This window comes from Treponema sp. R6D11, from assembly GCF_054786075.1.
In genome coordinates this window covers 1-10452 of sequence record NZ_BDHD01000062.1, presented here as the reverse complement: position 1 = coordinate 10452, position 10452 = coordinate 1, and the positions used below count along the sequence as shown (strand labels likewise).

10 protein-coding genes and 1 pseudogene are annotated in these 10452 nt (G+C 41.9%); 9 read left to right on the top strand and 2 right to left on the bottom strand.

The features are described 5' to 3' along the window. Positions 1-52: 52 nt before the first annotated feature. A pseudogene (locus tag ACYVTD_RS07160) lies at positions 53-217 on the top strand (ATP-dependent 6-phosphofructokinase); the annotation flags it as partial. A 15-nt stretch (positions 218-232) separates the two neighbouring features. Continuing rightward, on the top strand, positions 233-889 hold the full coding sequence (locus ACYVTD_RS07155) for a TrmH family RNA methyltransferase (RefSeq protein ID WP_461247089.1): 657 nt from the start codon (positions 233-235) through the stop codon (positions 887-889). Here ACYVTD_RS07155 and ACYVTD_RS07150 read toward each other — a convergent pair. Further along, positions 774-2069: an ATP-dependent 6-phosphofructokinase gene (locus ACYVTD_RS07150; protein ID WP_461247088.1), complete on the bottom strand. Its 1296-nt coding sequence runs from the start codon at positions 2067-2069 to the stop codon at positions 774-776. The genes ACYVTD_RS07155 and ACYVTD_RS07150 overlap by 116 nt on opposite strands. 86 nt (positions 2070-2155) lie before the next feature. On the opposite strand from ACYVTD_RS07150, the gene hflK reads away from it, so the two are divergent. The 3 genes from hflK to ACYVTD_RS07135 are packed head-to-tail and all read left to right on the top strand — an operon-like array spanning position 2156 to position 5509. Continuing rightward, entirely contained in the window at positions 2156-3106 is a 951-nt protein-coding gene (hflK, locus tag ACYVTD_RS07145; protein WP_461247087.1) for an FtsH protease activity modulator HflK, read from the top strand. Next, entirely contained in the window at positions 3106-4083 is a 978-nt protein-coding gene (hflC, locus tag ACYVTD_RS07140; protein ID WP_461247086.1) for a protease modulator HflC, read from the top strand. The genes hflK and hflC overlap by 1 nt, the downstream gene beginning before the upstream one ends. A 31-nt stretch (positions 4084-4114) precedes the next feature. Further along, positions 4115-5509, top strand: coding sequence for a hypothetical protein (locus ACYVTD_RS07135; protein ID WP_461247085.1), 1395 nt, complete (start codon positions 4115-4117; stop codon positions 5507-5509). Here the strand turns inward: ACYVTD_RS07135 and nudC are convergent. Further along, complete coding sequence (nudC, locus tag ACYVTD_RS07130) at positions 5506-6297, bottom strand: NAD(+) diphosphatase (RefSeq protein WP_461247084.1); 792 nt, start codon at positions 6295-6297, stop codon at positions 5506-5508. The two genes, ACYVTD_RS07135 and nudC, sit on opposite strands and share 4 nt — an antisense overlap. 81 nt (positions 6298-6378) lie before the next feature. Here nudC and ACYVTD_RS07125 point away from each other — a divergent pair, with 81 nt between their 5' ends. The 4 genes from ACYVTD_RS07125 to uvrB form a co-directional block, all read left to right on the top strand. Continuing rightward, positions 6379-6690, top strand: coding sequence for a hypothetical protein (locus tag ACYVTD_RS07125; RefSeq protein WP_461247083.1), 312 nt, complete (start codon positions 6379-6381; stop codon positions 6688-6690). Next, a complete protein-coding gene (gene amrS, locus ACYVTD_RS07120; protein WP_461247082.1) occupies positions 6687-7580 on the top strand; it encodes an AmmeMemoRadiSam system radical SAM enzyme in 894 nt (297 codons plus the stop codon). Before ACYVTD_RS07125 ends, amrS begins: the two co-directional genes overlap by 4 nt. Positions 7581-7647: 67 nt before the next feature. Further along, positions 7648-8694, top strand: a complete 1047-nt coding sequence (locus ACYVTD_RS07115) for a hypothetical protein (RefSeq protein ID WP_461247081.1) — start codon at positions 7648-7650, stop codon at positions 8692-8694. 19 nt (positions 8695-8713) lie between these two features. Then, positions 8714-10452 (top strand): excinuclease ABC subunit UvrB (gene uvrB, locus ACYVTD_RS07110; RefSeq protein WP_461247080.1); only part of this gene is annotated, 1739 nt, incomplete at its 3' end.

Below are 10452 nucleotides of genomic sequence, written 5' to 3'. Positions count from 1 at the left end.
TGAATGGTAGGGGCGTTTACCATAAAAATACAGATAATTACAATTACAAAAACAAACCAAAATGATCATTGGTCTTGTAAACAACGAGTTTGTGCATTTGCCGATTAAACAGGTTATTACTCACCGCAACAAAGTTGACCCGGAAAGCAGTCTGTGGCGCGATACTCTCGATGCTACTCATCAGCCGGCGATGATGGTAAACAGTTTTAACCCTTAGTTTGCAATTTTAAGAATGCGAAATAAATTGACTGACGAGCTTGCCGTCTGCGGAATGAACGCGGTTCTTGCCGTGGGCGAGCATCATCCCATGACAATCAACCGCTTGTTTTTGCGAGAGGATCGTCTTAATTCTTTTACCGGTATTTGCAAACAGCTTGCAGAACGCAAACGCCCCTATAAACTTTGCGAAGACGAAGAGCTTGAGCGTATCTGCAAAAGCGTCCATCATCAGGGCGTTGTCGCAATGATTGAAGAACCCGAAGTTGAACCGCTAACCCATGAAGACCTTGACCTGTGGGCAACCGAAGGAAAGACGGGAGTCCTTCTTCATTCCGTTGGTAATGATCACAACCTTGGCGCAATAGCAAGAGCCGCCGCTTTTTTTGACGCAACTTACATCGTATTAAACGAGAAAGACACGGAAGCCCGTCTTACAACTAGCGCGTATCGTATTGCCGAAGGCGGCTTTGAACATTTAACAGTGCGGAAAATTTCAAACTCGACAGCTTTTTTAAAAGATGCGGCGAAAAAACTTGTAACAATCGGAACAGATGTCAGGGCAAGACAGCGTATAGGCGATTTAGGCGGTATTTTAAAAGAACGCCGTGGCGTAGTTCTTGTGTTAGGCAATGAGGAGACAGGCTTGCCCAAGGAAGTAAAAGATCAATGATCATTTTGGTTTTTCCGGTCATTGCCGCGTGAGCTGCGGCGTTGCCCAAACGCTCGCAATAAATCGAGTCATCAGGGTTTGCCGGAGCAGAACGGATAGCATAACTGGGGTCGATGTACTTTAAGTTGATCTCTATTCCCTTTTCTTCAAAATATTTTACAATTCTTCCGCGAAGATAAACGCCCACGTCCTCAAACTTGGTATTCCCTCCGGCGTCTTTTTTTGTTTCTTTTATAAGTTGATCCTGCATCGCTCCTTCGGCGACAACTATAACCGCATGTTTGCGCTTTTTAAGCCTCTCCTCAAGGTGAGACAAGAATCCGTTGTAACCTTCCAAATTAAAAGGCACTTCGGGGATCAGCACAAAGTTTACCTCGTGGCTTGCCAACGCTGTATGCGCCGCAATAAAACCGGAGTCTCTGCCCATTACTTTTACAAGACCCACTCCGTTAATTGCGGACGACGCTTCCATGTGCGCCGCCGACACAACTTCCACCGCTTTTTCTACAGCGGTATTAAATCCAAAAGAACGATCCAACAGGGCAAAGTCATTATCAACTGTTTTGGGAATTCCAATCAACGTTATTTTTAATTTTCTTTTATCGATTTCGCCTGCAATATCAAGCGTACCGCGCTGAGTGCCGTCTCCGCCGATTGTAAAGAGCATATTCAAATTGAGTTTTTCCATAGCATCAACAATCTTCTCTACTTCTCTGCCGCCTCCGCGCGCGCTCCCTAAAAAAGTGCCGCCAATTTTATGAATATCGTCAACGCTATCAGGATCAAGCTCCTTTACGCCAAACTGGGATTCAGGCAAAAATCCCCTATACCCGTAACGGATACCAGAAATTCTTGTAACGCCGTATCTGTACCACAAACAGCGGACAACTGCGCGGATTACATCGTTAATTCCGGGACAAAGACCGCCGCAACTTACAATTCCGGCATGCACATGCGCCGGCGTAAAATAAATAAACTCGCGCGGTCCTGCGCATTCCAGTAAATTACTTTCTTTAATGGAAGGTTGATGACCCGGCACGGCAAACGGATTTAATCTTACAAATTTATCGTTTGTAACATAATTGGCAACTTTATCCCCTGTTGTTTTGGACATTTTAAGCGGTGACGGAACAGAAGGTTTTCCAAGCTCCTCAATAGAAAAATCCAGATCGGCATCCATAAGTAACTCCTTTTAACATAATAATAGATATTATTCATTATACTACATTGCTTGAGTTTTGTAACCATGTATAGTATACTAAAAACATGAAATTTACCCCCATGAATATGGGCAGATTCAGCCCAAAAATACTGGTTTCGATTATTGTCGGAATATTAGCTCTAATTTTCCTTGGAACTAGCGTTTTTATAGTAGACCAAACAGAACAAGCCGTTATTACGCGATTTGGCAGATTTATAGGCATAAGAGAGCCGGGTCTCCATGTAAAACTTCCATTTGGCATAGATAGAAATTACACAGTAAACGTAAGAACAGTACAAACCGAAGAATTCGGGTTTCGCACAATGAGGAGCGGAACTTACCCCGCCTATTCAAATCAGGCGAATGAGTCTGTTATGCTTACGGGCGATTTAAACATTGTCGACGTAGAATGGGTTATCCAGTACCGCGTTGTCGATCCAAAAGCGTGGACTTTTAACGTGAACGAAAGGCGCGGAACAATACGCGACGTGTCGCGCTCGGCAATCAACACGCTTGTAGGCGACAGGGCAATAATGGACATTATGGGTATTGAGCGAAGCGCAATAGAAAACGAAGCGTTAGCCATAATGAACGACAGATTCAGCGAATACGGGCTAGGCATCGATGTAATCGCGGTTAAACTGCAAAATGTTACTCCTCCGTCTGGCGTGCAGGAAGCCTTTGAAGATGTAAACAAAGCAATGCAGGATCTTGAGCGGCTTATCAATGAGGGACAGCAAGCCTATAACGAAGAAATTCCCAAAGCAAGAGGCGAGGCGGAAAAAACGATTCAAGTTGCTCAAGGTTACGCGACAGAGCGCGTAAACAAAGCAAACGGCGACATTGCGCGATTTAATTCCGTTTACGAAGAATACCGCCGCGCTCCTGAAGTTACGCGACAACGGCTTTACTACGAAATGATCGAAGAAGTTTTTAAAGACGAAAAAAATATGACAATTATCGACCGCAATTTGCAGAATTTCCTGCCTCTTAAAAACATGGGAGGCAACAGATAATGAAAAAAGTACTTACTGTTATAATTGTTATTTTTGTAGTCTTTATCGGTATCGCGGTGGCAGGTCCTCTGTATGTTATCAACGAGGGTGAGCAAGCGGTTGTTGTTCAATTTGGAAGAATAACCAATGTTGTTTCAAAAGCGGGACTTAAAGTAAAAGTTCCTTTTATAGACGAAGTTGTCCGTTATCCAAAAAAAATAATGGCATGGGACGGCGAGGCAAGAATAGTGCCTACGGCGGAAAGACAATTTATTTTTGTCGATGTAGTCGCCCGTTGGCGCATTTCAGACCCAAAGAAATTTTATGAGTCGATAAATACTGTCGATGCCGCATATCCAAAACTTTCCGAAATTATCGACTCGGAAGTGCGCACCGTAGTAGCCGAAAATCCCCTGCGCGAGTCTGTCAGAAACTCCAATATTATTATGGAACGTTTATCTAATAACGAAGCAGTGGCAATCGGAGAAGGTCTCGAAGTAGATATTTTAAGCTCTACAAATCAGTCTGGTTCAAGTTATGAGCCGATTACAAGGGGAAGGCGTCAGCTTGCCGAGGAGATACTCGCACGTTCACGGCGTATGGTTCCCGAATACGGCATAGAGCTTATTGACGTAGTAACGCGGCAAATAAGTTATTCGCCAGAGCTTACGCCAAGCGTTTACGCGCGTATGATAAGGGAAAGAAACCAGATAGCGATGGCGTTCCGTTCCGAGGGCGAAGGGCGAAAAGCCGAGTGGCTGGGAAAAATGGACAATGAAAAGCGCTCTATTCTTTCCGCCGCTTACACTCAAGCCCAAACAATTATGGGAAACGCGGATGCAAGAGCCTCAAGAATTTATGCCGATGCGTATAACAGAGACAGAGCTTTTTTTGATTACTGGAGAGCGATTGAATCATATCGCCAGACCATGCCGAAGTTTGACAAAACTCTTACTACCGACATGGATTATTTCCGTTATCTTTATTCGACAAGATAACAGCATATAAGTTTATAAAAAAGGATAAGAAATGGGTCAGCGAATTCACATTTCAGAAGTAAATAATCAACCGGCTTTATGTTTTGATACCGGACTTGATCCTCGTTCTTTTGCCAGAACAAAAATGTCTCAAAGTTTGATAGACCCGGGTTTTATCGTTAACCCAGACGGATCGCATGAATCATGGAAAGTAACAGGTGTAAATGAAATAGACGGCTTTATGAGGGTTTTTGGTCCCCATGTACCGGGCAAAAGATTAGATTTACTCTTAGAGGGAATTGGGACTATTTCGCAATCATCTGCGTTAAAGCAAGAAGCTTTGGAAGCCGTAATTAACTGGAGCAAGGCAAAAATGTTCCTTGGCGACACTCGTTCCGCTTCCAATCCCGGCGCGGCATTTGTTTCCAAAGAAGGCAATGTTTTTTTCGCTCCAGAGCATATTTCTACCCGTTGTCTTTTTATAGAAGGTAATAAACTTGATAATTACAACTGCCCCGATTTAATCGGTATGAATTCAACCGCTTTTTGTACAGCTGTAATGTTATACAAAATACTAACTGGAAACCACCCATACCCTTCCGCTGACATTTATCAGGATATGAGAGAAGGTATTTTTCTTCCTATTCATCTTGCCGCACCCGGGCTTAACGTTAAATTATCAGAGTTAATTCAATACGCTCTTATGCTTCCTGTCGAAAAAAAGAAACACGGCGTTTCAAAAAGCGGTATTGATATTCTTTCAGGCTTTTTTGAAGTCTTAGCGGGCAAGGAAAATAAAGTTGTACCTATTTCTTTGTTATTTGAAACTTTGTCTTTTGAGAAATCAAAACAGTATGAAAACGAAAAGAAAATTTATCTTTTTAGAACAAATACAATTATTAAAACAAAACGATATATATTAAACAATAAACCTTTCCTTGTAGGTATTGCGATTGGAATAGCGTTTATTCTTTTTATTTTATTCAACACAGTAATAAATATTAAAAGTCGTCTGACAACTGAAGGTATGCCGCCTGACACGGTTGTTACCGCTTACTACGACGCATTTAGTTCTTTAAATCATCAATTTATGGAAGCATGCATTAACGGAGCTGACAAAAAAGATATAAATGCCGTCGCTACTTTTTTTGCGGTTAGTAAACAAAGACAGGCGTATGAAGGACCAAACGCTCCGGCAATTATTCAAGCAAAAGTTTGGAAGGAAACGGGAGGTCAACTTCCCGCTCCCAATGTTTTTGGCGTAACAGATTTAAAACTTAATTATATAGGCGGCGAGGAAGAAAACGGACTTATAGTTTATCAGACTGAATACAATTTATGGTCGCCATATGATGATTTTGCAAGGCATCGCAAAGATATTCTAACACTAAAAAGGGACAACCATAAACGCTGGAGAATCATCGAAATCTTAAGAACAGAAAATTAAAAAGTCCCATTAATCCAATTATTGATAAGATGACGAGAAAGGGAACCTTCGCCAGGTAACTCCGGCAGATCATCTTTGGTGAACCATTTTGCGTCTTCTATTTCCTCTCCGTCAGGCTTAATCGTTCCTGATAAATAACGAGCTTTAAAGCCAAGCATAAGAGAGCTGGGAAAGGGCCAAGGCTGAGATTTAATATAAACAATGTCTTTTACCTCGATATCTACTTCTTCACGGATTTCCCTGACCACGGTTTCTTCCAGCGTTTCTCCCGCCTCGTTAAAACCGGAAATATGACTGTAAACCCTCGCTTTAAATCTTTTGTTATGTGCAAGTAATATTCTGTTTTTATCATCGGTAATAAGGACGATAACTGCAGGGCAAATTCTTGGGAACTCTGTCCGTCCGCACTTGGGGCAGAGCCTTTGCGTATGCGTTGGAGCGTCCTCGTTTTTTGCCCCGCAAGTTCCGCAGAAGCGGGAATTCCATCTCCATTGGGCAAGATGGCTGGCGCGGATAATGCGGTTGGGGTTGTCGCCCGACACGCTGAACATGGAGAGAATACTGCGGACGGGAATAGTTTTCCAATTTTCGGGGGGAACGGCGTTTGGGGGAACGGACACTACGGAAATCACGTTGGAAGAGTTGTCCAATTCAGGCGCGTCAAAAATATCGGCATTCTTAAAATATTTTGACAATTCAAATAAAAGTCCCGACTCAATTTGAGAATCCGGAGTATTAACCGGTAAAAGCAAAGAATCGCCCTGTATAAAAAAAGCCCGTTTATCCAAAATTCGCTCCTAAGCTATTATATTAAAATTATTCTTGTTATTCAATAATTTTTACTTTAATATAGAGATAAGGAGAAGACCATGGATAACTTAAATTATTTGGAAACACTGCCTTTAAGCAGTATTACAAAATACGCAAATGGTCACCCTAGCGACGGCGTTCCTTTTTTAGGCTGTCCAAGGGTACACCCGTCCGACAAAAGTAAAATGATTCTTGTAAAAGATCCTTTGGGAAGCGAACCGAAAGTTTTGGAATTTAATTTAGAAGATATTTTATTTGTGGAAGAAAATCCTTCCGCAGTAACAGAAGCAGGCGAAAGCGTTCCGATGGTCAAGCTCTGGGTAAAGCGCGGAGCTGTCGGTGTAATTTTAGAGCCGTTTGAAGTAGCATGATTGAGTCGCATGAATTTTCCCAATTTATCCGTCAACCGCTATTCATGTCGTCAGATGGAGAAAACATTCACTGTGAACTTTGCCCAAACAATTGTGTAATAAAAAGCGGTAACTTCGGCGCGTGCAAAGTCAGAGGGAACAAGGGCGGAAAGGGAATTATTCCATTTTACGGATTCATCTCCGCCCTTGCGATTGATCCTATCGAAAAAAAACCTTTGTATCATTTTAAACCTCGCACAAAAATACTCTCACTCGGTTTTGCAGGTTGCAATTTCCACTGCCCTTTTTGCCAGAATTGGCATATTTCCCAAAACACGGACATCGGCGGCAAATGGATGCAGCCCGGTGAAATAATTTCCGCCGCGCTAAAACAGGATACTCCTTCCATTGCTTACACATACTCGGAGCCTCTTATTCACATTGAATATATTTTGGACTGCATGGAACTTGCGCGCAAACACGGAATAGCCAATGTGCTGGTAACAAACGGCTGTATCAATCCGCAAGCCGCCGCCGAAGTTTTAAAACTTACCGACGCCGCCAACGTAGACTTAAAAACTTTCTCACAAGAAACATACAAAAAAACACTAAACGGCGATTTGCAGACAGTGCTTGATTTTATTGCGCTTTGCCAAAAGACGGGCGTTCATCTAGAAGTTACCACCCTTGTAGTGCCGGACTTAAATGACTCAGAAGCAGAGCTTAGCAAGGCGGCGGATTTTATAGCTTCTGTAAGCAAAGAAATCCCTTGGCACTTAACAGCCTATCACCCCGATTACCGCTGGAACGCTCCGCCCACAGACCCGTCTTTCCTTTTAAACGCCGCCAAAGAAGCGGGGAAAAAGTTGACTTATGTTCATACGGGTAATATCGGGTTTATGCCTTTGTGATGATTGAGGTAGCAATTAAGCCGGATAGCAAATTGACATAGTTAAAAAATTACATAATAATAAATTCATGTTTAGAGAAACAATAAAAGTAAGTATATTGGCGCTTGTTTTTGTTCTCTTTTCTTGCGCGACTTCCGGCACTTCAAGTACTTCGGGTAATAGCGAAAACCCGCCTCAGCAGAGACCTCCCCAAAAAACAAAAGATAACAGTTTTAAAGTATCCATTGAACAAAATGGTAAAAATGTAAATGCATCGAATGATATTTATACTTTGGAAGATCAAAAATTTAATATTTTGATAAATAATGTTAATGATAAAACAATTCATATTTTTGCTTACCATAACGAAGAAATGTTTAGTAAATATTCCTACCCTGTTGAATGTGAAAATACCGTTATATTTAATCCGGCTACTGCCTTGATAGATAACGCGAATGAAAACAAAGAAATTACATTAACAATAAATATAGAAATGCAATATAATGTAATAACTCCCGAAAAAAGAGCAACCCATAATAATACCGCCGTAATAAAAATTAAAGATATTGCAGATTATGACGGCAAATATGACGGAACGCTGTATCTTACAATTTTTGTTGATTTAAATGACAATGACATTATAGAAGCAAATGAAGTTAAAAACATTTCTTTAAGCATAGACAGAACGGCAAAAAGTATTTTATTTGGCGATAAAATATATATTTCCACAATAGGTAGCCGCATAAAGGATATTAAAAATTATGAATATTCAAATGAATATCTTTACGCAAAAATAACCAGCGACCCGGAAAGACAATTATTTTTACTGTTATTTGGAAAAAATAATTTTGTTAATCCAAATTCTACAGTTAACAGAATAATCGCTACGGATTATTCAAAGTATAATCTGTATGTTGTTTTTTCGCCCATAACGACTCAAGTAGAATTGGATAACAACCCATATCATTACAGCGGCGAAAACAAATTAATATTTGACACTATAACTAACAAAGAAGCAAATAATGGCACTTATGTTTTTTGCAGAGAATATCGAGTTGAAAAAAACAAAGATATATACGAGATGTGGATAAACGATAACGGAAAACTAAAAAAGATAAAAAAGTACGATTTGTAAAAAAACAGGATTTATTTTTATGCGCCAATTTGAAGTAGTATCGCCTTTTCAGCCCGCAGGAGATCAGGACGAGGCAATCTCTGCGTTAGCTGAAGGTATACAAGCGGGAGACAAATACCAAACTTTGCAGGGCGTTACAGGTTCGGGCAAAACATTTACAATGGCGAAGATAATCGAAGCGGTGCAAATGCCCACGCTTATTGTCAGCCATAACAAGACTCTCGCCGCACAACTTTTCCGTGAGTTTAAAGGGTTTTTCCCTAACAACGCTGTTGAGTATTTTGTTTCCTACTACGACTACTACCAACCCGAAGCCTATGTCGCAAGCCGTGATTTATACATCGAAAAAGACGCTTCAATAAACGAAGAGATAGAGCGAATGAGGCTCTCTGCGGCGAGAAGCATGATGGAACGTGAGGACGTAATCATCGTGGCGACTGTCTCTTGCATTTACGGCATGGTAACCCCCGACGTATACAAAAAAATGACCGCTACTTTTTCAAAAGGCGAAACCGTCGATGTCGATTCGCTAATCCGCCGCTTTGTCGAATTGCAATATGAGCGTAACGACGCTGTTCTTGAACGCGGACGTTTCCGCAGAAGAGGTGACACGCTGGAAATTTATCCCGCCTACATGGAAGAAGCCTACCGTGTCGATTTAGATTGGGATAAAGTTGAACGCATACGCCGATTTAATCCCGTGTCAGGTGAAATGCTGGAAGACATCGACCGCGCGCTTATTTATCCCGCAAAACAATTTGTAATGCCCGGCGAAATGATTCAAAACGCAATGGGTGCAATTAAACAAGAACTTAAAGACCGCCTTGAGTATTTCAAAAACAACGGCAAAATTATCGAAGCTGAAAGACTTAAAACCCGTGTTGAGTACGACATAGAAATGCTTACCGAGATGGGCTACTGTTCCGGCATAGAAAATTACTCAGCTCATTTGGCGGGACGCAAAAGCGGCGAAACTCCCGACACGCTTGTAGATTATTTCCCAAAAAGACATTTAACGTTCATTGATGAAAGCCATGTTACTCTGCCGCAGTTAGGCGCGATGTATGCAGGCGACCGCAGCCGTAAGCAAAGCCTTGTCGATTATGGCTTCCGCCTTCCATGCGCCCTTGATAACCGCCCGCTTCGCTACGATGAATTTGTCGAGCGGTTGGACAAAACAGTTTTTGTTTCCGCCACGCCGGGAAAAACCGAGATTGAGCAATCGGCGCGTGTCGTGCAACAACTGATACGCCCCACAGGACTTTTAGACCCTGAAATAGAAGTGCGTCCCAGCGAAGGGCAAATGGAGGACATTTACGGCGAAGTACAAAAACGCATTAAAGCAAAAGAACGCTCTCTTATCCTTACCCTGACAAAAAAAATGGCAGAAGACCTTACGGATTATCTTACTGGGTTGGGTTTGAAAGTCCGCTACATTCACAGCGAGGTAGAAACCATTGAGCGTGTGGAAATTCTCACTCAACTGCGTCAAGGCGATTTTGACATTCTTGTAGGAATCAATTTGTTACGTGAAGGTATTGACCTACCCGAAGTTTCATTTATAGCAATTCTTGATGCAGATAAAATCGGCTTTTTACGCTCGCTTACAAGTCTTGTGCAGATAATTGGGCGCGCCGCGCGTAACGCCGCCGGAAAAGTAATCATGTATGCCGACCGCATGAGCGAAGCGATGGAAAAAGCAATAGCCGAAACCAACCGCCGACGTGAAATTCAAATAGAGTATAACAAAAAACACGG

Coding starts and splice junctions, on each gene's coding strand:
- ACYVTD_RS07155 (WP_461247089.1), top strand. CDS start 233: ATGCGAAATAAATTGACTGACGAGCTTGCCGTCTGCGGAATGAACGCG.
- ACYVTD_RS07115 (WP_461247081.1), top strand. CDS start 7,648: ATGTTTAGAGAAACAATAAAAGTAAGTATATTGGCGCTTGTTTTTGTT.
- ACYVTD_RS07135 (WP_461247085.1), top strand. CDS start 4,115: ATGGGTCAGCGAATTCACATTTCAGAAGTAAATAATCAACCGGCTTTA.
- ACYVTD_RS07125 (WP_461247083.1), top strand. CDS start 6,379: ATGGATAACTTAAATTATTTGGAAACACTGCCTTTAAGCAGTATTACA.
- ACYVTD_RS07150 (WP_461247088.1), bottom strand. CDS start 2,069: ATGGATGCCGATCTGGATTTTTCTATTGAGGAGCTTGGAAAACCTTCT.
- hflC (WP_461247086.1), top strand. CDS start 3,106: ATGAAAAAAGTACTTACTGTTATAATTGTTATTTTTGTAGTCTTTATC.
- hflK (WP_461247087.1), top strand. CDS start 2,156: ATGAAATTTACCCCCATGAATATGGGCAGATTCAGCCCAAAAATACTG.
- amrS (WP_461247082.1), top strand. CDS start 6,687: ATGATTGAGTCGCATGAATTTTCCCAATTTATCCGTCAACCGCTATTC.